Source organism: Bradyrhizobium sp. SPXBL-04 (assembly GCF_051853035.1).
In the GTDB taxonomy this organism is placed as follows: domain Bacteria; phylum Pseudomonadota; class Alphaproteobacteria; order Rhizobiales; family Xanthobacteraceae; genus Bradyrhizobium; species Bradyrhizobium zhanjiangense.
Genome location: NZ_CP182472.1, coordinates 2,958,497 through 2,984,226, shown reverse-complemented (window position 1 = coordinate 2,984,226; position 25,730 = coordinate 2,958,497). Strand labels below are relative to the sequence as shown.

Below are 25,730 nucleotides of genomic sequence, written 5' to 3'. Positions count from 1 at the left end.
GGTGGACCTCTGTAGCCTGATCGACCGCAACGCGGCGTTCGCGCCAGACAAGACGGCCATTGCCTTCGAAGGCGAACGGCTGAGCTATGCCGCATTCGCCGCACGCATCGAACGGACCGCAACCGCCTTGAAGCAAGAACTCGGCGTCGGTCGCGGCGATCGGATCGCGATCCTGAGCCTGAACCGGCCGGACTACCTCGTTCTGCTCTACGCTTGTGCGCGACTCGGGGCGATGCTGGTGCCGCTGAACTGGCGACTGGCGGTCGCCGAGCAGCTGTTCATTCTGAGTGATGCCGGCGCCAAGGTCCTGGTGCTCGAGCAGGCATTTGAGGGAGTGCTTGCCGAGCTTGGGCGGACTGCGCCGGGGACATCTGTCGTCGGCCTCGACTTCACGCCGCCTGGCGGCACGACGTTCGAAGGTCTGCTGGCCCGCAGCCAGGGCAGCGGCCGCAACCCGCACACCGATCTCTCCTGCCCGCTCCTCATCGTCTACACGTCAGGAACGACAGGACGGCCGAAGGGCGCGGTGCTGCGGCAAGAGGCGCTGTTCTGGAACGGCGTCATGAGCCAGCACATGCACAACATGACGTCGGACGATCATGTGCTGACCGTGTTGCCGCTCTTCCATGTCGGCGGCCTCAATATCCAGACCACGCCCGCGCTGCAGTTGGGCGCAACCGTCACGATCCACGCCCGCTTCATACCGGATACGGCGCTCGCGGCGATCGAACGCGAGCGGCCGACGCTGACCGTGATGGTGCCGGCGATCATCCAGGCCGTGAGCGAGCATCCCGCCTGGGCGACGGCTGATCTCTCGTCACTCAAGGCCGTCGCCACGGGCTCGACCATCGTGCCGCCGCACCTGATCGACCGCTTCGTCGCGCGCGGCGTTCCCGTGCTTCAGGTCTATGGCTCGACGGAAACCTGCCCCATCGCAATCTACACCCGCCTCGGCGGCGATCTGTCGCGTGTGGGATCGACTGGACTCGCCGGCTTGTGTTGTGAGGCAAAAGTGGTCGATCAGGCCGGTGCCGAGGTGCCGGCTGGCACACCGGGCGAAATCGCGGTGCGTGGCGCCAACGTGTTTTTCGAATATTGGGGCAATGCGGACGCCACGCGCGATGCACTGCAGGACGGCTGGTATCGCACCGGAGATATCGGCCTGTGCGACGCGGACGGCTATTTCTGGGTGCGCGACCGCAAGAAGAACCTGATCATTTCCGGGGGCGAGAATGTCTACCCAGCGGAAGTCGAGCGCGTCCTGCTCGAACATCCCGACGTCAGCGAATGCGCCGTGATCGGCCGGCCGGACCCGCGCTGGGGCGAAGTCCCCATCGCTTATGTGATCCGGCGATCCGGCTCGCATCTCGAAGCGGAGGAGCTCAGAACGCACATCCAGGCGCAGCTCGCGCGATTCAAAGTTCCACGCGATATCGTCTTCGTCACCGACTTGCCTCGCACGGCGCTGGGCAAGGTGCAGCATTTCCTGCTGAAGCAGTTCGATGCGCAATCGCGCGCGCAAGGAGAAACATCTTGAAGATTGCGGTTCTGGGTGGGGGAAACGGCTCTTTCGCGGCCGCGGGCGATTTTGCGCTGTCGGGGCATGAGGTCCGGCTCTGGCGTCGCGATGCGGATCAGGTCGCAGCGCATCGCGCTGCCGGCTCGCGCATCCTGGTCAAGGACCATAACGGCCGCCACGAAGTGAAGCTCGCGCTGATCACGGCCGACATCGCCGAATCCGTCAACGGCGTCGAGTTGATCCTCTGCCCCGCGCCGGCCTTCGCACAGCCGGGCATTGCCGGTCTGCTCGCCCCGCATCTGCGGGACGGCCAGGTCGTTTTTCTACCGCCGGCGACATTCGGCTCGATGATCTTCGCCCAAGCGGCCCGAGATGCGGGCAACCATGCCAAGGCCAGCTTTGCCGAGACCGGAACCTTGCCCTGGCTGACCCGCAAGCATGGACCGTTCGAGGTCGCGATCACCATCCGCGCCAAGCGACTGCCGGTCGGCGTGTTCCCGCTCGATCAGGCCGCGCATGCGCTCGAAGTCATTGGACGCGCTTTCCCGGGTGCGATCGAACCGTGCGGAGATGCGCTGTCCGGCGCGCTGATGAATGCAGGGCCCATCATCCATCCGCCGTTGATCGTGATGAACGCCGGCCCGATCGAACATTTCGAGCGCTGGGACATTCACAAGGAAGGCACGCAAGCCGCGATCCGCCGGGTCACCGACGCGCTCGACGCGGAACGCATCGCGGTGCGCGAGGCGCTCGGTTACGGCGCGCCGCATTTCCCGCTCGCTCATCACTACGCGAAGGAAGGCGAGATCTGGATGTATGGCCGTGGCTCGCACGACCGACTGACCGATTCCGGCGACTGGCGCGAACGGATCGTGCTGACCGAGCACCGCTACATGCGCGAGGATCTGCGGCTCGGACTGTCTTTGCTGGTCTCCGTCGCCGGCCTGGCTGGCGTGGCCACACCGCTGGCCAAAGCGTTCCTGGCGATCGGCGGCGCGGTCTGTGGCGAGGATTTTGCGCGAGGGGGCCGAACGCTCGAGACGCTGGGCCTCGGCGATCTCAGAAAAGCTGAATTGCAGACGCTGCTTCGCAATGGATTCTGATCGATGACCAATCGCGTCAACATTGCCTGTCTGGGGGCCGGCCGCATGGGACGCGGTATCGCCGTCGCATTCGCCTATGCGGGGCACAGGGTCACGATGATCGACATCAAGGCGCGCTCCGCGGACGATTTCGCCAAGCTGGAGACGGACGCGCTCGGCGAGGTCAGGAAGACCTTTGCCAGCCTGTCGAAGCTGGGACTACTGACCGAGGCGGACGTCGATCCGCTCATCGCGCGGGTCTCGGTGGCGGCCGCCGGCGAAAGCGGTGCAGCGCTGTCCGAGGCCGCTATGGTCTTCGAGGGCGTTCCTGAGGTCGTCGAGCTCAAGCGGGAGGTGCTGGCGGCCGCCTCAAGGCAAGTCGGCCCGGACACGATCATTGCATCGACGACGTCGACCATCCTCGTCGACGATCTCTCCGTCGCGATCGTGAACCCTCGCCGCTTCCTCAACGCGCATTGGCTCAACCCGGCCTATCTGATCCCGCTGGTCGAGGTTTCGCCTGGCAAGGCCACCGATCCCGCCATCATCGACGAGGTCAAAGCGCGGCTTGAGGGCATTGGCAAAGTACCGGTGGTCTGTGCGGCTACGCCCGGCTTCATCGTCCCGCGCATCCAGGCGCTGGCGATGAACGAGGCTGCTCGTATGGTCGAGGAGGGTGTTGCCAGCGCGGAAGAAATCGACAAGGCGATCCGCTACGGCTTCGGCTTCCGCTACGCCGTGCTCGGCCTGCTCGAATTCATCGACTGGGGCGGCGGCGACATCCTTTACTACGCGAGCCGCTATCTCGAGGGCGCACTCGGCAGCGACCGCTATCGGGCGCCAGAGGTGATTTCGCGCAACATGAGCGAGGGACGAATCGGCCTGCGGACGGGCGCCGGCTTCCTCGACTATTCCGGCCTCGATGTCGATGCCTATCGAGTGGAGCGACTCAAGGCTATGGTCGACCTGCTCCGCCACTTTGGCCTGGCGCGGCCGCCGGTGGTCGATCGCGGCTAGCCGAACACGTCCTGGAGCACACCTTCGCGGACGACGGCAATGCCATCGAGTTCGATGGTGGTTCCCATCATTGGCAGATCGAAATGACCCGCCGTGTAGCGGCCTGCGAACTCGTTCGCACCGGTCGAGAACAGGAAATTGCCGGACACAGCGCGAAGCTCCGTGCCGTTGGTATCGCGCTGGTCGTACATCGAGAGCGCCTCGTACCGCGCGCCGGGGTTCATGCCAAAACCGACATGCGAGACCGCATAGGCTTCCCGATCGCCCCAGGCGGCGAGATAGCTGCGCATCATCGCGGCATCCGTACCTTCGCCTTCCAGCTCGATGACATAATCGTCCTTCAGCGTCATCTTCACCGGCGACGTCAGATAACGCTTGAAGGTCAGGTTGATGTCGCCCGGCGCCATCACCAACGTACCGTTGATGGTCCCGCTCTTGGGAAAGCTGACGACGATTCCGCCGGGCCAATGTGCCAGAGTACCGGGTTTGTCGGTCCAGCCCCACACGCCAACCGTGGAGGCTCCGACCATGTCGATGTCGAGCGCCGTTCCCGCCTTCGAGGTGACGCGCATCCGCTTAGTTCCCCGCAGCATTTTTGCCGCGGCACGAACACGCTTCTCGAGCGCGGGATCTGGCACCATCCGCTCCAGCGCCTCGGGATGCTCGTTCGAAATCACCAGAATGCGCGCGCCGGCTTTGAGAATTTCCGGTGTCTCCACTGCGTGCATCAGGCCCTCGATGGTGCAATCCACCACGAACCCGGCCTGCTGAAGCGCGCTGATCACCGGCCCCAGCCGCTGGATCGCCTCGCTCGCCCCGGTCGAGCGAACCGGAACGACATTCCGGTTACGCGGTGTCGGCATCACCACATGAAACGGCCGCGCTCCCATCCGCAGCAGCGCGAGCTCCGCCAGATGCACGTTCAACGCGCGCGACTGGGTTTCCGAGAGGATTGCCGCGGTATCGCCGGCCTTGACGGCGCATCGCTCAAAGATCTCGCAAAATGCGTCGATCCATTTTGCCTCGATGCGATCAGCCAGCATGGTTCACTCCCTGTCTTCAGAATTCTTATTTGTCTGTTACGCTTCGGGGAAGCCCCGGAGCAGATACGATCGGACGGCCCCCAGCAAGCCGTTCAGGATCAAACCCAGCAGCGAGATCGTGATCAAGGGGACGAACATGTCCACGGCCTGAAAGGTTCGGGCCGCCGTCACGAGCGCATGACCCAGTCCATCCGTCGAGGTGATCATCTCGGCCAGAAACACCACGATGCAGGAGATGACAAGACCGATCCGGCAACCGGTCAGGATCGACGGCATCGCCGCCGGCAGCACGACCTTGAGGAGGATTTCATAGCGCGGCGTTCCCGCCGCCATGGCCGACCAGATCAGCTTCTGCTCCACGGTCGACGCGCCGTAGTAGGTGGACAACAGAATTGGGAAGAGAGCATCGGCAGCCACCAATGTGATCTTCGACCCGTGGCCGAAGCCGAGCAGCAGCAGCAATGCTGGATAGAGGGCGACCTTGGGCAACGGCGCCAATACGCGTACGATCGGCCGAACCACGGCGTTGATCGCGGGATTGGCGGCGGCAGCGATGCCGATACTGACACCCAGCACGACCGCAATCGCGAACCCGGCAAACAGCCGGACCAGGGTGGCCGCGATCTCCTGCTGAAACGTCCACGTCACGAGTTGCTGGAACAACCGGCTGAAGACGTAGCCTGGAGGCGGCAGCAAAATCGCGGGTGCGAAGCCGAATGACACCAAGCCTTGCCACAACGCGACAACCAGCACGATCGGGGCAATGCCAAGAACGACGTTTGGGGCGAGAAGGCGCGACATCATGAGAAGCTCAGCGGCATGTCGAACTGAGGCTCGGACCAGCGCACAAGGCGGGCACGAACCCTTTCGAAAATCGCGTCGAGGCAGATTCCCATTGCCCCCACGATGATGATCATCGCAAAGACGGTGTCATATTGGCCCATGTCGAGTGCGTTGAACAGGATGTTCCCGGCGCCGGACTGACGGGCGATCATCTCGCTTGTGACCATCGTGATCAGCGCCAGCACCAATCCGGTGCGGCAGCCGGTCAGAATTTCCGGCAGTGCCGCGGGCAACACGATGCGCACCAGGCGTTGCGCCGGAGAAAGCCCCATCGCGGCGCCTGACCACAGCATCTTCTCTTCCACAGCCTTTGCGCCTTCGAAGCTGTGATAAATCACTGGCAGGCTGACGCCGAGGAAGATCACCAACGTCTTCGTGATGTCGCCAACGCCCAGCCACAGCATGATGATCGGCATCAACGCCGCCTTCGGCACCGGATAGATCACCATCAGAAGCGGATTGAAGAAGGCTGCGACTGCGCGGCTACGTCCCATTAGGAGACCAAGTGGAATCGAAACAAGCACGGCCGCGCCAAACCCGATCGCCATGCGGCGGAGCGAGGCCAGAATGTTGATCAGTGATTCCTTATCGCCAAGAATATCCGGGATCGCACGGATCGCTTCGATCGCCGTTGGAAAGCTGTCATTCTTCAGCGCGAGTGACGCGACCTGCCACACCGCCAGCAATCCGATACAGGCGAGCACCGGGGCAGCGCGCTTGACTATGGTAGCTGACGACATCATGCGGGCGCGCCGGCTGCGTCGCTCTCATCGAACATGCGCTCGATATCGACGACGTACTTCTGGTACCGTGGATCGAGCAACAGCTCGTTGCGACGGCGCGGCCGCGGCAGATCAATGTCGATGACCTGCCGGATGCGGCCGGGCGATTTCGACATCATCACGACCTTGTCGGAGAGGAAGACAGCCTCGTCGACCGAGTGGGTGACGAACAACACCGTCTTGCGATCACGCTCCCAGATGTTCAAGAGATCGTTCTGCAAGCGGGTCCGGGTATGCGCGTCGAGCGCACCGAACGGCTCGTCCATCAACAGGACTTCGGGATGGTAGGCGAGCGTTCGCGCCAGCGCGACGCGCTGCTTCATGCCGCCCGACAGCTCCTTGGGATAGAAGTTCTCGTAGCCCTTGAGGCCGACCATTTCGATCAAGGCCCGGCTCTGCGCTTCAGCCTCGGCGGCGCGCACGCCCTGCTGGCGCGGGCCGTAGATCACGTTGCCGAGCACGGTCTTCCAGGGGAATAATGCGAATTCCTGGAATACTGGTCCGCGATCCGGTCCCGGCCCCCTGATGGCCTGCCCCTTCATCTTTGCCGCGCCGCTGGTCGGGCTGACAAAGCCCCCGACGATGTAAAGCAGTGTCGACTTGCCACAACCGGAGGGACCGAGGATTGAGACAAATGCGCCCTCGTCAATCGTGAGCGAGATGTTCGATAACGCCACATGATCCTTGCGCGCCGAGGTTTGAAAAACCTGCGAGACGCGGTCGATCTGAATGATCGCAGAAGCCCGGTTTTGTGACATCACCGGATTCACCCATTCACTCGATCTCGAAGGCACTGCCGTCATCCCGTCGCTCGCCTCACTTGCGCCTAAACATTACTCGACGAACCTGCCGAACGTTCAGCTTCAGCGGCACGAGCTTAGCAAGAAACCTGCCAGACAGAGGTCGTTTTCGCACCCGACGGTGCGTCATTCGAACCAGGGCCATTCCGCCGGCCCTTCATGCGTGACAGCTCCACCGGGTGCCTGGCCAACCAATCGCGCATATTTCGCCAGCGCGCCGGCACGATGACGCGGCGGCCGAGGCTTCCAATCACGCCGGCGTGCCGCAAGTTCCTGCTCATCGACCAGCAAATCCATCCGCCGGTTTGCGGCATCAATCCGGATCCTGTCGCCGTCACGAACAAGCGCCACTGGACCGCCAACAAACGCCTCAGGAGAGACGTAGCCGATGCACACGCCGCGGGTCGCGCCAGAAAACCGTCCGTCGGTGACGAGGGCTACTTTCTCGCCCATGCCTTGCCCGTAGATCAGTGCGGTGACCCCAAGCATCTCGCGCATGCCGGGGCCGCCGACTGGCCCTTCATTGCGGATCACCAGCACCTCGCCCGCCTTGTAGCTGCGGTCACGAACCGCTTTGACGCAAGCCTCCTCGTCTTCAAAAACGCGCGCGACTCCCTCGAAGAACAGGCTCTTCAATCCCGCAACCTTGATCACTGCGCCGTCGGGACAAAGATTGCCTTTCAGCACCGCCACGCCGCCATCGGGCATGATCGGCGCGCGGGCCGCGTAAACGACCTCACCATCGGGCGCGTTAGCCGCACCATATTCTTCGGCAAGCGTGCGGCCCGTGATGGTGATGCAGCTGCCATCGATATGCCCGCTCTGGATCAATTCGCGGATCACCACGGCGGCGCCGCCGATATCGTAGACATCCTTCGCCGTGTATTTGCCACCGGGCCGCAGATTTCCGATCAGCGGGGTCCTGGCAAAAACCTCTCCGACGTCATCGATGGTGAACGCGATACCCGTCTCGTTCGCGATCGCCGGCAGATGCAGAGCGGCATTGGTCGAGCCGCCCGTCGCAGCGACAATCGCGGCGCCATTCTCCAGGGACTTTCGCGTCACGATGTCGCGCGGCAGCGGCCCGCCGCGTTCCAGCATCTCCATGATCAACCGGCCGGCTCGTCGCGAGATCTGCGCGCGTTCGGCGTAGACACCGGGCACCATCGAGACATTGGGGATGGTGAGGCCCATCGCCTCCGACACCATCCCCATGGTATTCGCAGTGAACTGGCCGGCGCACGCACCGATCGTCGGCAGGCAGGCGCGCTCGATCCGCTCGAGCGTGGCGCCGTCGATCTCGCCGGTCATGAAGCTGCCGACGGCCTCATAGGAGTCGAGCACCGTCAGGGTCCGCCCGTCCACGCGGCCGGGCAGCGAGCTGCCGCCGTAGATGAAAATGGATGGCACGTTGCAGCGAACCATGCCCATCATCACGCCGGGAAGCGTCTTGTCGCACCCGCCATATCCGATCAGGGCATCGTAAGCCAGACCATGGACGACCGCTTCGATGGAGTCGGCGATCAGCTCGCGCGAAAACAGGGAGAACTTCATCCCCTCATGATTCATGCTGATGCCGTCGGAAACCGACACGGTCGAGAACTCCCGCGGCGTGCCACCGGCCTCCTCGATTCCGGTCTTGGCCGCGGCGACCTGAAAGTCGTGGGTCATATTGCAGGGCGTCTGCTCGCCCTTCATGCTGACGACGCCGACCATCGGCTTGGCGATCGCGGCGTCGTCGAGACCCATTGCGCGCATGAACGCACGATGCGGGGCTCGATCGAGACCGTCTGTGGTGACCCGTGATCGCAACTTCTTCATACTTGCATCTTCTTCATGCTGCGTTCCGGATGATCCGGGACGCCACGATCCCCTCCTCGGACAATTCGCTCGCTTATTGCAGCGGAGCGACGATGGTCGGATGCTTGAACTGTGAGACATCCAGTTTTGGCAGCATTCCTGTCTCTGCATAGATGTCCAGCATCTTCTGGATCGCGGGGAAATTCGGCGCCGCACCTGGATCGCGACCGAAATCATTGTCCTTGAGCAGATAGGTCTCGAGCACTGGAACGGGCGCTTTCAGCACCTCGGACACGACCTTCAGGGTCTCTTCGCGGTTTGCCAGCACCTTCTTCATGCCCGACGTGATGTCGCGGACATAGGCCTTGACCAGTTCCGGGTTCTTGTCGACGAAATCGGCACGGCAGGCTTCCAGGATGTGCACGATGTTCGGCATCGCCTGCGACAGCGAGAACAGTTTTCGGGTGCCACCCTTTGCCTCTGCGCGCGCGGCAAACGGCTGGTTCATGTTGACCGCATCGACGCGGCCCTGCCGGAGCGCGTCTTCGGAGACGGCAAAGCCGACCTCGACCAGCTTGATATCCTTGGCCGGATCGACGCCATTCTGCTTCAGGAGCAGGTTGAATGGCCCCTGCGTGCCGCCGCCGATCACGGAAATGCCGACCGTCTTGCCCTTGAGATCGGCGATCGTCTTGATCGGCGAGTTATCCATGACAGCCCAATAGACGGAGAAGCCGCCGGGCTTCTCGAAGACGTGCTGCGCCACGATATAGGCCTTGAGATTGCCGCCGACCACGCCATTGGCGAGCGACAGCGGCGCCTGTGTCGCGCAATCCAGCGCCCCAGCTGCAAGTGCCTGCGTCATCGGCGCGGTGCCCTGAAACTGGGTCCATTCGATGTTGTAGGCCTTGCCGAGGTTGGGAAACTCAGCCGGGCGGCGCATCATCCAGTACTTGGATTCTTCGGCCGGGATCGTCCAGCCGACGCGGATGGTCTGCTGCGCCCGCAACGGGCCTGAGCCCACGATCACGGCCGCAACCGCGCTCAATGCCAGGATCCACCTCGAAACGGTTCGCATCTTGCCCACTCCGCTGCTCCGGCGCCGATGGGCGCCACCCAACCCGACCGGTCCAAATGTTTCATGGTTCAAACAATCAGGCAAGCCATGCATGCTCACCGGTGCAACCGGGCGATGCGCTATGTAAAGGTAAGGCGGCGATGCTGCGGCGTTGCGCTGCGACAGAAGGAGGCAACCTATGGCTGATGCGAGCAGGACAAACCCGCAAGAGGTCGAAAGGCTCGGCTATATCGGCCTTGGGCTCATGGGCGCACCGATGACCCGGCGTCTGCTCAGGGCTGGCCATCAAGTCACCATCTGGAACCGATCGCAGGACAAGATGGCTCCGCTCGTCGAGGCCGGCGCAAGCCGCGCAGCCACATCCCGCGACGTGATGGCGAGCTCGGACATCGTCTTCATGTGCGTGACAGATGCCGCCGCCGTCGAAGAGGTGATCTTCGGGCACGAAGGTCTTTCATCGGCCCCCGGCGCCGGCAAACTTGTCGTCGACTTCTCGTCGATTCATCCTGACGCCGCACGAAGCCTTGCAACGCGACTGAAAGACGCGAACGGTACCGGCTGGATCGATGCGCCAGTGTCCGGGGGCACGAAGGGCGCTGAGGAAGGCACCCTTGCGATCATGGCTGGCGGAGAAGCGGCCGATATCGAGAGGGTGCGGCCCTATGCGCTGGCCATGGCGCGCAGGTTCACTCACATGGGCCCGATCGGCGCCGGCCAGACCACGAAGCTATGCAATCAGGTGATCGTCGGATGCGCGATGGCCGTCCTCGCCGAAGCAACGCGCCTTGCCGTGAACGCCGGAATTGACGCGAACCGATTGCCCGAGGCGCTCGCCGGCGGCTTCGCGGATTCCATCCCACTCCAGCTTTTCGTGCCGCGGATGGTTCAGGGAATTCACACCCCGCCGCTCGGGCACATCGCCACAATGCTCAAGGATCTCGATACGGTCGCCGATGTCGCACAGGCGACGTCGACGCCGGTGCCGATGGCCTCGCTTGCGGGGCAACTTTTCAGGCTGGCCAAGTCAGCGCGAGGCGCGGAAGCGGACGCGCTGGAGATCTACAAGCTTTCAGCGTCTGAGCGTCAAGCTATCTAGGATGGCAGTGCGTTACGGCGCCTTGTTGCGCTCATCGTCGGCCAGAAAGCGACCAAACGTCCCGTGCGCGAAGAGCAGCGGCTCCTTCACATTGTAGGTATAAGCCTCGACTGCGCCGAGAAAGATCACGTGGTCGCCGCCATAGTAGCGATTGACGGAGCGGCACTGGAAATTGGCGACGCTGTCTGCCAGCACCGGCGCACCGCCAAGCCCCGGCGCCCAATCGACGCCGGTGAACTTGTCGTCGGACGGTTTTGCGAATTTGTTCGCGAGTGCCTGTTGCGAAACGCCAAGCACGTTGACCGTGAAATGACTAGCGTTCTGGAATACGGTCAGACTGGAGGAATAGACAACGAGGCTCCACAGAACTAGCGGAGGATTCAGCGAGACCGAGGCGAACGAATTGCAGGTTAGGCCATAGGGCTTCCCGTCAGCAGCCGCGGCCGTGATGATCGTCACGCCCGTTGCGTAGGTGCCGAGCGCGTTGCGGAAATCGCGAGGATCGATCGACGAGCTGTCGCTCGCGAATTCGTTGGCTGGATCGGGAACGGCCGGCTGCTTCGGCAGATCATTCATCGGCCGGCCTCACAGCGTGAGATTCTCGGACGGCAGGCCCAGCGCCACGCGTCCATAATTGGTCCCGGCCGCGTCGAAATTGAACGCGAGATGCGAGTTGATCGCGTGCGCATCGCGGAACTGCCGCTGCAGCACCCCGGTCGTGAACAGGCCGCGCGCTCCACTCGCGGCAAACAGCATGGAAACCGCCTCGGTGCACAGATTCACCGAAAAGGCTCCATCACGCCGATATCTGGTTTTGGTCGCCATATCAGGAATACGACCGCACCGAGCGTTCTCCATAGCATCCAGGCAGGCCGAGCGCATGATCAGGCGTGCCGCGTCGATCTTCGCCGAGGCCTCCGCGATCTTGATTTGCGTGCTTTGAAAGTCGCTCAGCTTGGCACGGTTGTAGGTCGAGATGCGATGACGCGCGACCTCGGCATAATCGTCGAGGCACGCCTGCGCGTTTCCCAGCGCGACGCCGGAGAGGACGTAAGGAAACAGTGAGAACACAGGGAGCGCATACAGCGGATTCGGATTGACCTTGCTTCCCGGCGTTGGGCCCCCGGCGAGATCGCCGACGGCGACCGTCATGTAATCAGGCACAAAGGCGTCCCTGACCTCCACGTCGCAAGATCCCGTCCCACGCAATCCCGCGACATTCCAAGTATCGAGGACATTATAGTCGCCTTTCGGCAGCAAAAAGATTCGATACGCGATGCCGTCGGCTTCGTCGTCGGAGTAAACAACGCTTGCAAGCATATTCCATTCGCAGGAGGCGACGCCCGAGGAGAACGGCCAGCTACCATGCAGCCGATATCCACCCGCGACCCTCGTGGCGCGTCCGGCCGGAAAAATGAATGAGGACGCAATTAACACGTCTGGATCGCCGTCCCAGACCAGATCCTGCGCCTTCTGCTCGAACATGCCGAGCATCCAATGATGGCTCGCCAAATTGGCTAGGTTCCAAGCCACCGAGGCATCCGCCGATCCGAGCAGCTCGGCGCAGTCGATCAGGGCGACATAGTCAAGCTCCGCGCCGCCAATCCGTCTCGGTTGGAGCATCCGGAACAGGCCGGCGTCGTGAAGATCCTTTTCAGTCTCCGGCGGAAGATGCCGTAGCTCCTCCGTCCGCGCCGCCCGCTCTCGCAGCCTTGGGAGGAGCGCCCGGGCCTTCGCGATCATTGCCGCATAGGCGCGTTCACCGGCTTCCAGTCCAGCGGGCTCGCTCATGCTCGGCTCTCGACCAGGCGCCATTCGTATCCCTCGCTTTCACACAGTTATGCGGCGGGACCTTCGCCAAATCAAGTCGAGGCCGCACTCGCAGTGCGCTCGCGCGGTACCTCGGCCGGACGAAAAAGCAGGATCGCTCGCGCGAGCATCGCAAAGCGGCGATCCGCGGGCATCGCCATACCTGCCCGGAGGCGGCCAACGGCCTAGCTCAAATCGGTCGAAGGCTTGGCCGATCCAAAGGCACCCTTTTCGGCGAACTCCGCGATGCGACGTTCGTCGTAGCCGAGCGTATCGTGCAAGACTTGTTTCGTATGTTCACCCAGCAGCGGAGCAGCCACGGGATCAATGGCCCCAGTCAGGCTCATCGCAATTGGCGGCTCGATGTTGGGGACCCATTCTGCTGTACGATGCGGAATCCGGCTCAAGCGATGGCGCTCGCGCGCTTCCGGCGCATTGAACCCCTCCTCCACCGTCCGGAGATAGCCGACCGGGATATTGGCCAGCTTCATCTTTGCCATCCAGTTCTCGAGGGTATCGCTTGCAAAGACCTCGGCGATAGCTGCCCGCAGGAGCTCCCTGTTCTCGGAGCGCGCTTTCCGCGTCGCAAATTGCGGATCGATAATCAGATCGGGCCGGTTGAGCACCTCGACCACGAGCCGGCGATAGAGCCGGTCGTTGGCGCAAGCCATGTAGAGCGGCCCATCGGAAGCTTCGTAGACGCCCACGGTGGGAGATCCGCTCGGCGAATTGCCAAACCGGCCAGGGTTCTCGCCGTTGATCAGATAGGCCATGCCGTAGAAACCGGTCATCCCCATCGCAATGTCGAACAGAGCGACCTCGACATGCTGCCCGCGACCGAGCCGGTCCCGCGCCAGTAATGCCAGCAGGATGGCGTTGCAGGCAGACATTCCCGTGGCCATATCTACGATCGGCGGACCGGTACGGACCGCCGGGCCGTCGGCAAACCCGTTGAGCGACATGAAGCCACTTTCCGCCTGCGTGATGGGATCGAAGCCTGGACGCGCAGCGAACGGTCCGGTGCGCCCATAGGCGGAGATCGAGCAATAGACCAGCCGTGGATTTAGCGAAGCGACAGATTCATAATCGAGGCCGAATTTCTTCATGACCCCGCTGGAAAAATTTTCGACGACAACGTCTGCCTTGCGGATCAAGTCGAGCGCGATCTCGCGAGCCTCCGGCACGGTAAGGTCGAGCACGATGCCGCGCTTGTTGCGGTTCAGGCTGAGATAGGCGGCACTCTCTCCACCGATTTCGGCGTGCTCATAGGCTCGTGTGTCGTCGCCGCCGTCAGGGTTTTCAATCTTGATGACTTGCGCGCCGAAATCAGCAAGCGTCTGTGTGCAGGCCGGCCCAGCGACGACACGCGTAAAATCGACGACCAGCAGACCATCGAGTGCAGTTGGCCCTCCCCTCGCCCGCGACGCACGTTCCGGCAACTGAGGCTTGGTAGGCATTGATAGCGCTCCTTTACATCGGCTTATCGCCGCCGAATTTCCTGCAAGACGAACTTAAAGCCCGGCGCCACCGACTTCGCAAGTGTTTCACCTGTATCGCCTGAAAACGCAACAAAGCCCAGCAGCCATCGGGCTGCTGGGCCTCTCAACATCCGCGCATGTAGTAGGCTGCGCCACATCTCTTACGGGCCATTCGATGTTGCAGGCCGCGTTCCGCATCACGGGAAACGCCGCTCACCGCTCATCTCAGCCACTTTTGCCAGTAAAGCGTATGCGACCGGGCCCAAGGCACCTCGGGCTCAACCTCGATCCGTCGTACGGCGACGTCGTCGCCGAGGAATCCTCACTTACCCAGCACGACCTGGACGCCTAAGAAGACGGCCCCCATCAAGCCGGTGGCGATGACCGTGATGACAGCCTTCAACGTATACCGCTGCGCCTGGTCCACGCTTTTCCGCCATCGCCGCAGGTGTTGGAAGTCTGCCCTGAGCTCTTTCCGATCGTCATCCTCGATTCCAAAAGAAGCCAGCGACGACGCCACTGCCTTCGATACGATCGCATCGATGCTTTCTTGCTGGAGTCTGTGCTGCTCAGCCAGCGTCTCGGCTACAATGGCCTTGATTTCCTCGTCCACCATCTTCACCGCTTGATGATCCTTGCAGCGTTCTCGAAGCCGCGTTTGACGAAGCAGGGGACCACGAGATTGGCCGTGATTCCTGCCAGAGCATCCGTGGATGCCAAAGCCGAGGACCTTGTCCCAGACCAGGAGTTTTGCGAGATGTAGTGCCGCGCGATAGACCATCAGCTTGTCCGGCTTTTACGAGTGCCCGATCTCGGCTCCTGGAGATCGCAGCGGCGTGAGCAAGGAGCGCAGCGCCGCGCGGGCCAGCACGTTCGCGCGTCCAAGGCCGGCTAGGGTACGGACGGGCGGCACGCTGATCGGCGCTTCCTGAACACATGCCAAGCGAGCGCGTCGCCATAATGTGTGGGCCACCATCCGATTCTGGATCGAGAACTAAAAACCCACGGCGGATAATTTCCACGCGGGTGAACCAAATTGGTCTCAAGATGTCATCCTACCGGTGTGTTTTGCCTGACGTTTCAAACGAACAAATTCACGTAGCGTGCGTTTGGCGATCAGGAGGACCGGTTGATGACAGTTAAGATGACGCTACAAAAGACATCGCGAAATCTGCCGGGACCCAAGCCACGCATCGACACGGCGCGCGACACGCAAGAGTCGATTATTGAAGACGCTGGCGAGACAGAGGACAGCGGTCGCGACCTCGTGCACGGCGACGGCGGAACCATCGACCTCCCCACGAAATCCAGCGATTTGTCGAAGGACGATTAGGGGCACCGGCGGCGCGCGTTCGGATGATGCCATGCGGCCGAGGTTTTGCCCGTCGTGTCAAACGTCTGAAAATGCGACCAGAGCTTGCTAGGAACCTACCTGACGAGAGGCGCGTTTAGTCCTTCGTTGGAAGGAACTTTCGTTCGATGAGTCACACTGTCCTGGTTGTTGACGACGACCCCGCCGTCCTCGACGTGATCGTCGGCATGCTGGAGGATCTTGGCTGCCAGGTGATCAGTGCCCAAAACGGTCCGAATGCGCTCGATCAGCTCAACGAGAACCAGGACATCTCCATCCTGATCACGGACATCAATATGCCGGACATGGATGGCCATGAACTGGCCGAGTTGGCCAAACGGGTCCGCCCCGAGTTGAAGGTGCTTCAGCTGTCCGGTCGCGAACCCCGGCGCGGTGGCCTTCCGATGATCAGGAAGCCGTTCTCGTTTGAGGAACTCGCCGACATCATGCAGCGAACCGCCGGCATTTTCTGACGATTATGTCCAAAAGAAAACCCGCAGCGGATTGCTCCGGCGCGGGCTGAACCAAACTCTTTCGATGATGCCATTCTGCCAGTGTTTTGCCCGACGTGTCAAACACCGTCGAGGGCAAGACGACGAAACCCCTCCTCTCAGCTAGATATGTGGTGCGCGAGGGGCTTGCTTCAAGTCCCCGTCCCTGCCGTAGAACTCGTGGCCCAGCCGACACATCGAGGGGTCACGCCATGCCTGTATTGCTTCCCAGTCCCGTTCACACCGGCATGTGCATCGCGCCGGCGCGTGGACCGCCGCCATGACCGATCATGCCGTGGTGATCGCCGGCGCTGGCCCAACTGGTCCGATGCTGGCTGCGGAGCTCGCGCTCGCCAATGTCGACGTCGTTGTGGTCGAGCGGCGCGCGAACCAGGAGCTGGTCGAGACGCGCGCCGGCGGATTGCACGCCCGCACCCTCGAGATCCTCGATCAGCGCGGCGTCGCCGATCGCCGCCGCTGGCGCCACAGCATTGCTGCCCCAGGCTGGTCAAGCCGCATTGCAAAGCGCGCCATTCTTTCCTGTGTCAGAGCTGCAAGGTCTACTCAGGATCTCGCGGTTTCGAATCGCTCTTGTCGTCTCAGCTTTGGTCTATGGCAGCCATGCTGTGCACAATGCGTTTGCTGTGATCAGGTGGAGACAAGCCGACATTAGCACTTCCGCGATTAGCTTCCTTTGGTCCGAGGCGGTACTTGCTGAAGTGTTGGTGTTCATGCTCGCCGGTCCAGAACTCCTCGATCGGCTTGGGGTGCGTAGTGCGGCCGTTTTGGCGGCGATGGCGGGAGCCATTCGCTGGTCTGTAGCCGGCGTAACCACCTCGGTGTTGCTGCTCTCAATAATACAGCCGTTACACGGGTTGACATTCGCTTTGCTTCACCTCGCTTGCATGCGGATGATGAGAACCTTGGTCGCACCAAGTGTTGCCGCAACTGCACAAGCTCTTTATGCATTTGGCTCGGGCGTGGTCACGGCTGCACTCACCTTCGCGTCTGGTGCACTCTACGTCTCGTGGGCCGGGGGCCGCGTTCTTTCCCATGGCAGCCCTCTGCGCCGCAGCGCTCCCATTCGCCTGGTTTGGCTTCGCCAACGGGAGAGATTGATCCGTCGGTCGTGCGAGCGCAGACAGGACTTACGAATGCCGCCTACTTCCCCTGGCTGCTCCCCGCTTCTCGCGGATCGCCGGTGAAATGCATGCGGCGTCCGGTCCGTTACAGCTGCGTCTTCACGACCTCGTCGACGTCCGGCACCGCCGCTGCCGGGAACGAGCGGCAAGATGTCGCGTTGCATCGCCGTGCGCGGATCGACGCCCGATCCCTTGTTGGCGCGCGCCGATGCCGCCCTCCTCGAAGCCGAACGGCTTCGGCTCGCCTTCATAAGGGAGCGCGCGCTCGCCCAGGCCTTTTGCGCGTATGCCTGGCAAATCCGCGCGCTGCAAACCGGCCTGCTGCCGACAGTCGCGATCGCGCCGACGGTCAGCGCTCGTCCTCCGGCGAAGAGCTGGGCTCGCGGGGGAAGGGCTCATGTGTCCTACGGCCCAGAAACGTGTCCGGCACCGGCTGCTTCAGGATCTCGCACGATCGCGCGACGAGGTCGCGAATGTATGCACTCTGCCTCGCGATAGCGGCAGCCTCGTCGTGAATGCGGCGCGTATGATTGTCATTATCTGGCACGGCCGTGCTCCCTTGCTTTGCAGGCGGGAGCGCGCTCGGTCTCTCAGCCACCGACGCCTACGGACAGAGCCTTGGCCGGTGATGGCGGTCAACGACCTGAGGCTGCCTTTGTTCAAAACTGGACATTACAAATTGCCTGCACTCAAGATGAGTAAATGGCACAAACCACTGAACTTGCACTCGAAAATTAGCTCGCGCAGCATATCAAAAGATACAGACTCTCCGCAGCTGCAGGCGTAGGGTTAACCTATCACCGCAAGGCTCGTGGCATTTATCGGTGATGAGAACGCCTGATTGCGCTCCCGCCCTACTTCGAAACAAGGGAGATGCGCCATGCGAACGCGGCGACGCTTCAAACAAAGCAAGACACTTTCCGAACGGCTCGCAGACGAGGCCGCGCGCTGTCGCGAGGAAGCCCGCGCGCTGGCGCCGGGGCGCCGCCGCGAACTGCTGCTGCGCAAGGCGCGGCAGGACGAGACCGCCATGCAGATCGATGCCTGGCTGCATTCGCCCGGCCTGAGGACCCCGACATGACCGATCACTGCCATCAATATCGCGCTTACCTCGTCGGCGATGACGGCGTCTTCCGCTCCGCCGAGGCGTTCGAGGCGGCGTCCGACGCCTCCGCCCTCACATTCGCACGGCAGTTCACCCGCCACGGCAAGGTCGAAGTCTGGCAACTCGGCCGCAAGATCGCCGTGCTGGAGCCCGATCAGCCGCTGCCGACCGCGCACACGCGTCAATGATCGCGCGCGTGCGATCGCGTCGTGTAACTCTCGATGGCGAACGAGAACGTCACCTGCATCACAGGACCGTCGGAGTCGCGAACGTCGATCGCCATCGTCTGCCTGTTGCCTGTCAGGGGCGCGGAGAGCACGGCATCGCGCGCCATGTCGGCCAGCGACCTGGCGGCTTCGGCCTGAACGGCGCGAGTGTTGGCCAGTTCCAGCCCTTCCTCGTCGAGCGCTAGACCCTTCTCGTCGCGAAGGTCGAAATAGTATCGGGGCATCTTCGCAATCCTTTGCCTTGATAGACCCGGGGCGGGCAAAGGTTGCTCGGCGGAACGAAGAAAATCGATTGAATCGACGGGTGGTTCCGGGCGCGAGGGCCCGTCAACCCTCGGCGCCCACGCGCTCCTCCGCCAGCTTGCGTGCAATGTAGGCGTCCACCGTCTCCGCGAACGAGCGCTGCACGCCGACCGCGGCCCCGTGCTGGTCGCGTGCGTCGCGCTGAAGCTCGCACAGGCCGCGTCCGCGCGCGCCAGCCGGCGTGATGGCAAGATACTGATCGATGGCATTCTCGGCGAGCGGGATCGCCTGGGGGTCTCCCCTCGCGATCAAAAGACGCAGGAGGCTCTGGCAGTCGGCCAAACCCGACATGGGTTTCGCGCCTCACCCGCGCGAGGATTTCGGCTTCGGCTTCCTGACCGGCTGAGTGTGGGTGCCGAACAGCGCCAAAAGCAACGCGACTTCTTCCTTCGAACCGATTTGGATCATGATTTTCTCCTTTTCGATCCGTTGGTCGAGGCCCGCGGCTGAGGAGTTCAGGACAATCGGGTTTCAGGACTGTTTCAGCGGTGTTTCGTGAGCGGGCTTCACATCGTCTCCCGCCTGCTTGTGTGCACAATGGGGCGCTGATCCCCGCGAAACGGTGCTGCGGCACTTCGCATCGTCGAACCGACCAACCAATCCGAATCTGACTTGTTTGTCGCCGGCGCATTCACTCGCAGGAGACAAAAACATGTCACGTCTAACTCTGCTGGCGGCAACCTTGTTGCTGCTCGCATCTGCGCCTGCGCGCGCCCAGTCGCAGCCCCTGGCAAAGCGGGCCGGGAAACAAGCCGTCAACAGCTCCGATCAGAACGCCGGTCGCGGGCCGCAACAGCCTCGCTGACGGACAGGCGAAGTCGCGGATCGAGGGCGCGGGATATTCCAATGTTTCCGGCCTGCAGAAGGACAATGAAGGCGTCTGGCGTGGGAAGGCCGACAAGGCCGGCACCAAGACCGATGTCAGCGTTGACTTCCAAGGCAACGTGAACCCCGCGAAATAAGGAGCAAACAGCATGACGATCACCGTCTCTGGTCTCTACGACAATTATTCCGATGCCGAGCGGGCCGTCATCCGGCTCGAGAGCGCCGGCGTGCCGCACTCCGATATCAGCATCGTCGCGAACAATTCCGACAATTGGTGCGGCTCGTCGCGCGGCAAGGTCGACCGTGACCGCGACGGCCTCGACGATCGCGCTGAAGGCGCCGGCACAGGTGCCGGTGTCGGCGCCGGCCTCGGCGGTGCGGCAGGCCTTCTCGCCGGCCTCGGCCTGCTCGCCATTCCCAGTCTCGGACCGGTCGTGGCTGCGGGATGGCTCGCCTCCACGGCTGCCGGCGCGGCCGCGGGCGGCATCGTCGGCGCGCTCCCCCAACGGCGTCTCCAGGGAAGACGCCTCGCGCTACGCGGAGGGCGTTCGCCGCGGCGGCACGCTCGTGATTTCGCTTCGGCGAGCTACTTCTCTCCCCGACTCTTGTTTTTAGGCTCATGTACGTGATGAACCGTCTTAGGTGAGCGTCAGGTGCGACGTAAATGGTGCAAGGTTATTTCCGGCGGGCAATTGAGGCGCACGGGAACGACGCTCGAGCCCGCACCAACGGAAGTATAGCCGGTCATATCGCCGTATTGCCAAGGCCCCGCCCCCATCCGTCTTGGCAGCACCGCCTCGAGCTTGATTGGAATGGATCCGGGGAGACAAATCTGACCGCCGTGGGTGTGTCCGCTCAGCATGAGATCAAAATTGGCATGGGCAGCCTGGCGATAAACCTCCGGTGTGTGAGACAACAAGATCGAGAATTGACCGCGGGGTATCGAGAGAGCGGCTTTTTCGATGTTATCCACTCTGTAGAAATGTGCATCGTCGATTCCCGCCAGATAGATCCGTTGGTCCCTACGAACGATTGTTTCGCATTCATTGAGCAGCACGCGAATGCCCATGGCTTCGAGCCCCGGAACCATCTGAATCGTATCGTGGTTGCCGAGCACCGCGTAGATTGGCTGTTTCAGATGATTTCCCAATCGCGCGACACCATCCAGCGCGGGCTGGAAGGGCCCAAAAGTCCGACCCCGATAATCGCCAGTCAGGACACACACATTGTACTGCATGCTGCTAACGAGCTCGATGAGTCTGTTCATGGCAACTTCATTCATATCCACGTGAAGGTCGCTAATGTGGAGAATGGTGAAGCCCTCAAAGAGGGGCGGTAATTTCTCGAACCTCAAGTCATTCCGCCTGACAAGAATGCGTTCTGCATTCTGGCGTGCACGCCAATAAAGTCCCGTTGCCCGCAGAACATTTCGAATGATCCACTCGGCCCAGGATGAGTTTTCGAGGTGAAAGAATGTGAGGCCCTGGCCAAACACCTGAGCTTCATGATCTCGCTCAATTCCCAATCGCTGGCGGGCGTGGAGCGGCCCGAGGCGGATCTCGAGTTTGCGCAGAATCTCGTCGTCCACCAGCTAGCCCCCTTGATCGGCCTTCAGGTAGATATAGCGTATTCCGATGAGGCCAGAATCAGCCCGACCCTGGCGGATGCAACTATAAGCTAAGCTGAAGAAATGCAACTTGTGCATATTCTGCAATTGTTGGTTTTAATGACGTTGGCGAACGGCACACCGATCGTTGCGAAGAAGATTTTTGGCTCGCGTTTTTCCTTTCCGCTGGATGCCGGCACCACATTTTTTGATGGCCGGCCGTTGTTTGGGCCATCGAAGACCATCCGCGGTATCTTGATTTCATTCCTCGTCACGACAGCAAGCGCTCCTCTTATCGGTCTGGATCTGACGATTGGTGCAATCGTAGCGGTTGCGGCTATGGCGGGCGATTTGTTCTCCAGCTTCGTGAAGCGCCGCCTAAACTCTCCGCCCAGCAGCCAGGCACTCGGGCTCGACCAGATTCCCGAATCCGTATTTCCGATGCTGGCATGCCGCGGCGCACTTTCATTGACGATCGCAGACGTCGCGCTTGGCGTCGGGATCTTTTTTATTGGCGCGGTAATTCTGTCTCGTTTTCTATTCCGGGTCCACCTGCGCGACGAACCATATTAGCCCGCCGTTAGCCCGAACGGAGGCAGTGCAGGGTGATTTCTGGTGGACAGTTGAGGCGAACAGGAACGACGCTCGATCCAGCACCGACAGAGGTGTAGCCGGCCATGTCATGATACCGCCAAGCTCCTGCCCCCATCTGTCGAGGCAATACTGCATCAAGTATGATCGGAATAGATCCTGGCAGACAGATCTGCCCGCCGTGCGTATGCCCGCTCAGCAACAAGTTAAAACCGGCATGAGCCGCCGGATGATAGACCTCCGGTGTGTGTGACAGTAAGATGGAGAACTCGCCAAACGGTATCTGCAACGCAGCCTTTTCGATATCGTCGGCCTTGAAGCAATGAGCGTCATCGATTCCGGCTAGGTAGATTTGCTGATCGCCGCGCACGATCACCTCGCTCTCGTTAAGCAGTATATGTATTCCCATGGCTTCCAGCCCCGGAACCATTTGGATGGTATCGTGGTCGCCTAGAACCCCATAAACGGGCTCCTTTAGATGAGCTCGCACTCGTGCAACGCCGTTCAAGGTAGCCTCAAACGGTCCAAGATTCTTCCCCCGATAGTCCCCGGTTAGGACACATAGATCGTAGCGCATGTCACCGACGAGTTCGATAAGGCGCTGCATGGCAGCTTCATTCATATCCACGTGCATGTCGCTGAGGTGGAGTATGGTGAAGCCGTCGAAAAGCTGTGGCAGCTCCTTGAACACAACATCATTCCGTTTGACGAGAATACTTTCTGTATTTCGGCGTCCGCGCCAGTAGAGACCAGTCAGCTTGAGTGCATTTCGGACGACAGAGTGGACCGGATACCAGTTCTCTATGTGAAAGGAGAGAAGGCCGTGGCCGAAGATCTGCGCCTCATGAACCGTCTCGATAGCCAATCGCTGTCTCGCATGGAGCGGTCCGAGGCGCCCCTCCAATTTGTGTAGGATATCTTCGTCCATGGAACGAATTCCTCCGCATCGGCTCAACCTTCCAAGGGAGCACCAGGGCTTGCCAACTCTTCAGGATATTCCTTTCGGCTGGCTGCTTGGCAGCACAAAATCCAGGAAGATCTTCCGGCTTTTTCTTATAAACCTGCTGAACGTGGCTCGCCGCACCTGCGTCCCAGGCCGGTGGCTTTTTGTATTTAATTCCTGAATTTTGCGCGGGTTTGCCTTGGCTGCATCCCATGGTAGGCATCTATCAAAGCGCACCGCCACCGCCACCGCCCAAAACCTTCGAAAGATAGCCAAGCTGATCCCGATGCCCACCCCGAGCCTCGCATAGGTCGGTAGAGCAGTTCGGCGACGTTGCGACGGAGCTACTACAACGAAATACTGCCGGCCTTTTTCAACAGAATCGGTCAAATTCGGCAAAACTCAAGGTGAGCATCGTAGGTCTGGTTTCGGGCGGATAGCGTCCCAACGCCGGCGCGAATGAGTCAATGCCCTAAGCCGCGTCGGGACAAATTGGCACCCCCGTCAAACTTTATCTAAATCCAGCACATCGGATTTGGCGGAATGAAAGCTCTTCGCGCCATGCTGGGACATGTCGCTTTGCTCCCGTTGCGAAGGACGCAATCGGGACAGATTCGGAGAGACCACCGATGTATTACGTCGCCGCTGCATTGCTGGGGCTGTCGGGACTGTTCTACTCCGCGGGCCGTCACGAGCTCGGCCAGTTCGGCGCAGACGTGTGCCGCTATGGCAGCGCGTTCTGCGACAATCCGGTGCTCGTCTTCGCGGGCGCAGCGCTGGCCGCGGCCTGGGGCATGTTCGTCAGCATCAAATAGCACCCGGCCACGACTTGGCTTCCGGACCTGCGAGCAGGCCAAGCGAACACAAGAAATCGCACCGCAACAGAAAGCCCGCGGCCGGGGCGGCGCGGGCATCGGCTATTTCTGCGATGATGGCACTCTATACCTGTTTTGCCCGACGGGTCAAAGAGAAATTCGCATTATCAGAATCAAATCCTCATGGGCCCCGCTGCGGGAACTTTCCGGCTACAATCTGGCTTAATCGTTGACTTCGAAATTACGGAAGGCTCCCCTGTCGACCCGATCAAAACACCGCCCCGCCAAGCATGGCAGCGCCGACGCCTCGACCAAGTCCGTGCCGGTCCTGCTGAAAAGGCTGGGGCCGGGTCTGATCACCGGGGCGGCCGACGACGATCCGTCGGGCATCGCCACCTATTCGCAGGCCGGCGCGCAATTCGGCTACGGGCTGCTGTGGACGGTGTTTCTGACCACGCCGTTCATGATCGCGATTCAACTCGTCAGCGCCCGGATCGGCCGGGTCACCGGCAAGGGGCTCGCCGCCAACGTCATGCAGCTGGCGCCGCGTTGGGCGGTGCTCGCGCTCGTGTCCATGCTCGTCGTCGCCAACACGTTCAACATCGCGGCCGATATCGCCGCGATGGCGGAGGCGCTGGCGCTCGTGATCGGCGGGCTCCAGCACGAACACGCGCTGATCTTCGCGGCCGGCTCGACCCTGCTCGAGGTCTTCCTGCCCTATCGCCGCTATTCGCCGGTGCTGAAATTCCTCACGCTGGCGCTGTTTGCCTATGTCGCCACCGCCTTCACCGTGCAGATCCCGTGGAGCACGGCGCTGCTCGCCGCGGTGTGGCCCAAGGCGAATGTCAGCGCCGACTATTTTCTGATGGTCGTCGCCGTGCTCGGCACCACCATCAGCCCTTATTTATTCTTCTGGCAGGCCTCGCAGGAGGTCGAGGAGATGAACCAGGGCAAGCACGACAGGCCACTGCGCGATCTGCCGAGCGGCGGCGATCCCGTGCTCGCGCGCATCCGGGCCGACACCATCTCCGGCATGCTGCTGTCCAACGGCATCGCCTTCTTCATCATCCTGACCACCGCAGCGGTGCTGAATGCCAACGGCGTGACCAAGATCCATTCGGCGACGGAGGCCGCCGAAGCGCTGCGGCCGCTCGCCGGCGACTTCACCTTCGCGCTGTTCGCGCTCGGCATCATCGGCACGGGCCTCTTGGCGATCCCGGTGCTGGCGGGCTCGGCGGCTTACGGCGTCGCCGAGATCTTCGGCTGGCGCGCCACGCTGGAGGCGAAGCCCGAGAAGGCGGTCGGCTTCTATACGATCATCGCGGCCGCAACCATCATCGGTTTCGGCCTCGGCTTCACCGGGATCGACTCGATACACATGCTGGTGTGGAGCGCGGTGCTCAACGGCATCGTCGCCGTCCCGATCATGGCGATGATGATGCTGATCGTCTCGAGCAGTACGATCATGGGCCGCTTCAAGGCCCGCTCATGGCTGATCGCGCTGGGCTGGCTCGGCACCGCACTGATGGCTCTGGCCGTCCTCGCCCTGCTCGGCTCGTCCGTGATCGGCTGATGAGAGGGACGAAGGAGAACCGGAAGAGCGCGAGATCAACGTCGATAAGGCTACGGTGTCACGGGATTGACGGTCGACGACGTCTTCGGCCCCGGCCGTGCCGGCTCGACCGGCGACTTCGGTTCGGTCGGAAGCACGGCAGCGCCCGCAGCGCGCGCAGCTTCCCCGGTGGTCGCGTACATCGCGATATGGGCCGGCTGGGTCTTGGCGCGGCTCCAAGGGCCGTGGTCGACGATCAGCATCGCTGCAATCGTCACGCCCGCCACGATCAGCGCGATCACTCCGGGATGACGAAGCGCCGTAGAGATGGAATCCGCGAAACGATCAGCCGTCATCACCAAAAGGGTCCGCAATTATCCTATCGCAGGTTAATTCAATTGCGTCCCCCCTAGTTCCCGCCCTGGCTCCGGG

General features: G+C 61.8%; 27 protein-coding genes and 3 pseudogenes. 15 read left to right on the top strand and 15 right to left on the bottom strand.

Features of this window, described 5'->3' with window-relative positions:
• The first annotated feature begins 1 nt into the window (after position 1).
• Genes ACNJX8_RS13920 through ACNJX8_RS13910 form a run of 3 tightly spaced genes read left to right on the top strand, consistent with a single transcriptional unit; the run spans position 2 to position 3,618 of the window.
• Positions 2–1,537, top strand: coding sequence for a class I adenylate-forming enzyme family protein (locus ACNJX8_RS13920; protein ID WP_439361063.1), 1,536 nt, complete (start codon positions 2–4; stop codon positions 1,535–1,537).
• Positions 1,534–2,622, top strand: a complete 1,089-nt coding sequence (locus ACNJX8_RS13915; protein WP_128938919.1) for an NAD/NADP-dependent octopine/nopaline dehydrogenase family protein — start codon at positions 1,534–1,536, stop codon at positions 2,620–2,622. The genes ACNJX8_RS13920 and ACNJX8_RS13915 overlap by 4 nt, the downstream gene beginning before the upstream one ends.
• Positions 2,623–2,625: 3 nt before the next feature.
• Positions 2,626–3,618 carry a 3-hydroxybutyryl-CoA dehydrogenase gene (locus ACNJX8_RS13910; protein ID WP_439361061.1) on the top strand — a complete coding sequence of 331 codons (993 nt, stop codon included), beginning with the start codon at positions 2,626–2,628 and terminating at the stop codon, positions 3,616–3,618.
• On the opposite strand, the gene ACNJX8_RS13905 is transcribed toward ACNJX8_RS13910, so the two are convergent.
• The 6 genes from ACNJX8_RS13905 to ACNJX8_RS13880 all read right to left on the bottom strand — a co-directional run bounded on the left by ACNJX8_RS13905 (position 3,615) and on the right by ACNJX8_RS13880 (position 9,964).
• On the bottom strand, positions 3,615–4,661 hold the full coding sequence (locus ACNJX8_RS13905) for a peptidase M29 (RefSeq protein ID WP_439361059.1): 1,047 nt from the start codon (positions 4,659–4,661) through the stop codon (positions 3,615–3,617). The genes ACNJX8_RS13910 and ACNJX8_RS13905 overlap by 4 nt on opposite strands.
• A 36-nt stretch (positions 4,662–4,697) precedes the next feature.
• The gene (locus ACNJX8_RS13900; RefSeq protein ID WP_439361057.1) at positions 4,698–5,465 is read right to left on the bottom strand and encodes an ABC transporter permease; all 768 of its coding nucleotides are present in this window, start codon (positions 5,463–5,465) and stop codon (positions 4,698–4,700) included.
• Positions 5,462–6,247, bottom strand: coding sequence for an ABC transporter permease (locus tag ACNJX8_RS13895; protein ID WP_439361055.1), 786 nt, complete (start codon positions 6,245–6,247; stop codon positions 5,462–5,464). The genes ACNJX8_RS13900 and ACNJX8_RS13895 overlap by 4 nt, the downstream gene beginning before the upstream one ends.
• Positions 6,244–7,089: an ABC transporter ATP-binding protein gene (locus ACNJX8_RS13890; RefSeq protein ID WP_439361053.1), complete on the bottom strand. Its 846-nt coding sequence runs from the start codon at positions 7,087–7,089 to the stop codon at positions 6,244–6,246. The genes ACNJX8_RS13895 and ACNJX8_RS13890 overlap by 4 nt, the downstream gene beginning before the upstream one ends.
• A 123-nt stretch (positions 7,090–7,212) precedes the next feature.
• Positions 7,213–8,907, bottom strand: coding sequence for a dihydroxy-acid dehydratase (gene ilvD / locus ACNJX8_RS13885; RefSeq protein ID WP_439361051.1), 1,695 nt, complete (start codon positions 8,905–8,907; stop codon positions 7,213–7,215).
• 73 nt (positions 8,908–8,980) lie between these two features.
• Positions 8,981–9,964, bottom strand: a complete 984-nt coding sequence (locus ACNJX8_RS13880; protein ID WP_128938925.1) for an ABC transporter substrate-binding protein — start codon at positions 9,962–9,964, stop codon at positions 8,981–8,983.
• 178 nt (positions 9,965–10,142) lie between these two features.
• Between ACNJX8_RS13880 and ACNJX8_RS13875 the strand changes: the two genes are divergently transcribed.
• A complete protein-coding gene (locus ACNJX8_RS13875; protein ID WP_128932557.1) occupies positions 10,143–11,060 on the top strand; it encodes an NAD(P)-dependent oxidoreductase in 918 nt (305 codons plus the stop codon).
• Positions 11,061–11,072: 12 nt separating this feature from the next.
• Here ACNJX8_RS13875 and ACNJX8_RS13870 read toward each other — a convergent pair whose 3' ends face one another.
• From ACNJX8_RS13870 to ACNJX8_RS13855, 4 genes are all read right to left on the bottom strand, one after another.
• A complete protein-coding gene (locus tag ACNJX8_RS13870) occupies positions 11,073–11,636 on the bottom strand; it encodes a flavin reductase family protein (protein WP_128932556.1) in 564 nt (187 codons plus the stop codon).
• A gap of 9 nt (positions 11,637–11,645) precedes the next feature.
• The gene (locus ACNJX8_RS13865) at positions 11,646–12,875 is read right to left on the bottom strand and encodes an acyl-CoA dehydrogenase family protein (RefSeq protein WP_128932555.1); all 1,230 of its coding nucleotides are present in this window, start codon (positions 12,873–12,875) and stop codon (positions 11,646–11,648) included.
• Positions 12,876–13,054: 179 nt separating this feature from the next.
• A complete protein-coding gene (locus tag ACNJX8_RS13860) occupies positions 13,055–14,326 on the bottom strand; it encodes a CaiB/BaiF CoA transferase family protein (RefSeq protein ID WP_439361048.1) in 1,272 nt (423 codons plus the stop codon).
• A 343-nt stretch (positions 14,327–14,669) separates the two neighbouring features.
• Positions 14,670–14,969: a hypothetical protein gene (locus ACNJX8_RS13855; RefSeq protein WP_439361909.1), complete on the bottom strand. Its 300-nt coding sequence runs from the start codon at positions 14,967–14,969 to the stop codon at positions 14,670–14,672.
• Positions 14,970–15,479: 510 nt separating this feature from the next.
• Between ACNJX8_RS13855 and ACNJX8_RS13850 the strand changes: the two genes are divergently transcribed.
• From ACNJX8_RS13850 to ACNJX8_RS13825, 6 genes and pseudogenes are all read left to right on the top strand, one after another.
• The gene (locus ACNJX8_RS13850; RefSeq protein WP_091889918.1) at positions 15,480–15,680 is read left to right on the top strand and encodes a hypothetical protein; all 201 of its coding nucleotides are present in this window, start codon (positions 15,480–15,482) and stop codon (positions 15,678–15,680) included.
• A gap of 146 nt (positions 15,681–15,826) precedes the next feature.
• Positions 15,827–16,171 (top strand): response regulator, encoded by a 345-nt coding sequence (locus ACNJX8_RS13845; protein ID WP_091889916.1) that lies wholly within the window; start codon positions 15,827–15,829, stop codon positions 16,169–16,171.
• Positions 16,172–16,401: 230 nt separating this feature from the next.
• Positions 16,402–16,661, top strand: a pseudogene (locus ACNJX8_RS13840) (FAD-dependent monooxygenase); the annotation flags it as partial.
• Complete coding sequence (locus ACNJX8_RS13835) at positions 16,546–17,394, top strand: MFS transporter (protein ID WP_439361045.1); 849 nt, start codon at positions 16,546–16,548, stop codon at positions 17,392–17,394. The pseudogene ACNJX8_RS13840 and the gene ACNJX8_RS13835, both read left to right, overlap by 116 nt.
• An 817-nt stretch (positions 17,395–18,211) precedes the next feature.
• Positions 18,212–18,412 carry a hypothetical protein gene (locus ACNJX8_RS13830; RefSeq protein WP_128932551.1) on the top strand — a complete coding sequence of 67 codons (201 nt, stop codon included), beginning with the start codon at positions 18,212–18,214 and terminating at the stop codon, positions 18,410–18,412.
• On the top strand, positions 18,409–18,624 hold the full coding sequence (locus tag ACNJX8_RS13825; RefSeq protein ID WP_128932550.1) for a hypothetical protein: 216 nt from the start codon (positions 18,409–18,411) through the stop codon (positions 18,622–18,624). Before ACNJX8_RS13830 ends, ACNJX8_RS13825 begins: the two co-directional genes overlap by 4 nt.
• Here the strand turns inward: ACNJX8_RS13825 and ACNJX8_RS13820 are convergent.
• Positions 18,618–18,887, bottom strand: coding sequence for a DUF6894 family protein (locus ACNJX8_RS13820; RefSeq protein ID WP_128938931.1), 270 nt, complete (start codon positions 18,885–18,887; stop codon positions 18,618–18,620). The two genes, ACNJX8_RS13825 and ACNJX8_RS13820, sit on opposite strands and share 7 nt — an antisense overlap.
• 103 nt (positions 18,888–18,990) lie before the next feature.
• Entirely contained in the window at positions 18,991–19,257 is a 267-nt protein-coding gene (locus ACNJX8_RS13815; protein WP_128945053.1) for a hypothetical protein, read from the bottom strand.
• A gap of 361 nt (positions 19,258–19,618) precedes the next feature.
• Between ACNJX8_RS13815 and ACNJX8_RS13810 the strand changes: the two are divergent.
• A pseudogene (locus ACNJX8_RS13810) lies at positions 19,619–19,928 on the top strand (hypothetical protein).
• Positions 19,929–19,940: 12 nt separating this feature from the next.
• Positions 19,941–20,361 (top strand): annotated as a pseudogene (locus tag ACNJX8_RS13805) (hypothetical protein); the annotation flags it as partial.
• Between the two features lie 79 nt (positions 20,362–20,440).
• On the opposite strand, the gene ACNJX8_RS13800 reads toward ACNJX8_RS13805, so the two are convergent.
• Positions 20,441–21,379 carry a metallophosphoesterase gene (locus ACNJX8_RS13800; RefSeq protein ID WP_439361042.1) on the bottom strand — a complete coding sequence of 313 codons (939 nt, stop codon included), beginning with the start codon at positions 21,377–21,379 and terminating at the stop codon, positions 20,441–20,443.
• Between the two features lie 102 nt (positions 21,380–21,481).
• On the opposite strand from ACNJX8_RS13800, the gene ACNJX8_RS13795 reads away from it, so the two are divergent.
• Positions 21,482–21,970: a CDP-archaeol synthase gene (locus ACNJX8_RS13795; protein ID WP_128945055.1), complete on the top strand. Its 489-nt coding sequence runs from the start codon at positions 21,482–21,484 to the stop codon at positions 21,968–21,970.
• 7 nt (positions 21,971–21,977) lie between these two features.
• Here the strand turns inward: ACNJX8_RS13795 and ACNJX8_RS13790 are convergent, their stop codons facing one another.
• Positions 21,978–22,916: a metallophosphoesterase gene (locus ACNJX8_RS13790; RefSeq protein WP_091897196.1), complete on the bottom strand. Its 939-nt coding sequence runs from the start codon at positions 22,914–22,916 to the stop codon at positions 21,978–21,980.
• A 644-nt stretch (positions 22,917–23,560) separates the two neighbouring features.
• Between ACNJX8_RS13790 and ACNJX8_RS13785 the strand changes: the two genes are divergently transcribed.
• Together ACNJX8_RS13785 and ACNJX8_RS13780 are read left to right on the top strand one after the other, a co-directional pair.
• Positions 23,561–23,746, top strand: a complete 186-nt coding sequence (locus ACNJX8_RS13785; protein ID WP_091897192.1) for a hypothetical protein — start codon at positions 23,561–23,563, stop codon at positions 23,744–23,746.
• 319 nt (positions 23,747–24,065) lie between these two features.
• A complete protein-coding gene (locus ACNJX8_RS13780; RefSeq protein ID WP_439361908.1) occupies positions 24,066–25,319 on the top strand; it encodes an NRAMP family divalent metal transporter in 1,254 nt (417 codons plus the stop codon).
• A 50-nt stretch (positions 25,320–25,369) separates the two neighbouring features.
• Here the strand turns inward: ACNJX8_RS13780 and ACNJX8_RS13775 are convergent, their stop codons facing one another.
• Positions 25,370–25,654: a hypothetical protein gene (locus tag ACNJX8_RS13775; protein WP_370989784.1), complete on the bottom strand. Its 285-nt coding sequence runs from the start codon at positions 25,652–25,654 to the stop codon at positions 25,370–25,372.
• Between the last annotated feature and the right edge of the window lie 76 nt (positions 25,655–25,730).

Bases quoted from the DNA above. Each gene is read 5' to 3' on its own strand.
- ACNJX8_RS13910 (WP_439361061.1), top strand. From the start codon at position 2,626: ATGACCAATCGCGTCAACATTGCCTGTCTGGGGGCCGGCCGCATGGGA.
- ACNJX8_RS13905 (WP_439361059.1), bottom strand. From the start codon at position 4,661: ATGCTGGCTGATCGCATCGAGGCAAAATGGATCGACGCATTTTGCGAG.
- ACNJX8_RS13900 (WP_439361057.1), bottom strand. From the start codon at position 5,465: ATGATGTCGCGCCTTCTCGCCCCAAACGTCGTTCTTGGCATTGCCCCG.
- ACNJX8_RS13895 (WP_439361055.1), bottom strand. From the start codon at position 6,247: ATGATGTCGTCAGCTACCATAGTCAAGCGCGCTGCCCCGGTGCTCGCC.
- ACNJX8_RS13890 (WP_439361053.1), bottom strand. From the start codon at position 7,089: ATGACGGCAGTGCCTTCGAGATCGAGTGAATGGGTGAATCCGGTGATG.
- ilvD (WP_439361051.1), bottom strand. From the start codon at position 8,907: ATGAAGAAGTTGCGATCACGGGTCACCACAGACGGTCTCGATCGAGCC.
- ACNJX8_RS13880 (WP_128938925.1), bottom strand. From the start codon at position 9,964: ATGCGAACCGTTTCGAGGTGGATCCTGGCATTGAGCGCGGTTGCGGCC.
- ACNJX8_RS13875 (WP_128932557.1), top strand. From the start codon at position 10,143: ATGGCTGATGCGAGCAGGACAAACCCGCAAGAGGTCGAAAGGCTCGGC.
- ACNJX8_RS13870 (WP_128932556.1), bottom strand. From the start codon at position 11,636: ATGAATGATCTGCCGAAGCAGCCGGCCGTTCCCGATCCAGCCAACGAA.
- ACNJX8_RS13865 (WP_128932555.1), bottom strand. From the start codon at position 12,875: ATGGCGCCTGGTCGAGAGCCGAGCATGAGCGAGCCCGCTGGACTGGAA.
- ACNJX8_RS13860 (WP_439361048.1), bottom strand. From the start codon at position 14,326: ATGCCTACCAAGCCTCAGTTGCCGGAACGTGCGTCGCGGGCGAGGGGA.
- ACNJX8_RS13850 (WP_091889918.1), top strand. From the start codon at position 15,480: ATGACAGTTAAGATGACGCTACAAAAGACATCGCGAAATCTGCCGGGA.
- ACNJX8_RS13845 (WP_091889916.1), top strand. From the start codon at position 15,827: ATGAGTCACACTGTCCTGGTTGTTGACGACGACCCCGCCGTCCTCGAC.
- ACNJX8_RS13835 (WP_439361045.1), top strand. From the start codon at position 16,546: ATGTCGACGTCGTTGTGGTCGAGCGGCGCGCGAACCAGGAGCTGGTCG.
- ACNJX8_RS13830 (WP_128932551.1), top strand. From the start codon at position 18,212: ATGCGAACGCGGCGACGCTTCAAACAAAGCAAGACACTTTCCGAACGG.
- ACNJX8_RS13825 (WP_128932550.1), top strand. From the start codon at position 18,409: ATGACCGATCACTGCCATCAATATCGCGCTTACCTCGTCGGCGATGAC.
- ACNJX8_RS13820 (WP_128938931.1), bottom strand. From the start codon at position 18,887: ATGCCCCGATACTATTTCGACCTTCGCGACGAGAAGGGTCTAGCGCTC.
- ACNJX8_RS13815 (WP_128945053.1), bottom strand. From the start codon at position 19,257: ATGTCGGGTTTGGCCGACTGCCAGAGCCTCCTGCGTCTTTTGATCGCG.
- ACNJX8_RS13795 (WP_128945055.1), top strand. From the start codon at position 21,482: ATGCAACTTGTGCATATTCTGCAATTGTTGGTTTTAATGACGTTGGCG.
- ACNJX8_RS13790 (WP_091897196.1), bottom strand. From the start codon at position 22,916: ATGGACGAAGATATCCTACACAAATTGGAGGGGCGCCTCGGACCGCTC.
- ACNJX8_RS13785 (WP_091897192.1), top strand. From the start codon at position 23,561: ATGTATTACGTCGCCGCTGCATTGCTGGGGCTGTCGGGACTGTTCTAC.
- ACNJX8_RS13775 (WP_370989784.1), bottom strand. From the start codon at position 25,654: ATGACGGCTGATCGTTTCGCGGATTCCATCTCTACGGCGCTTCGTCAT.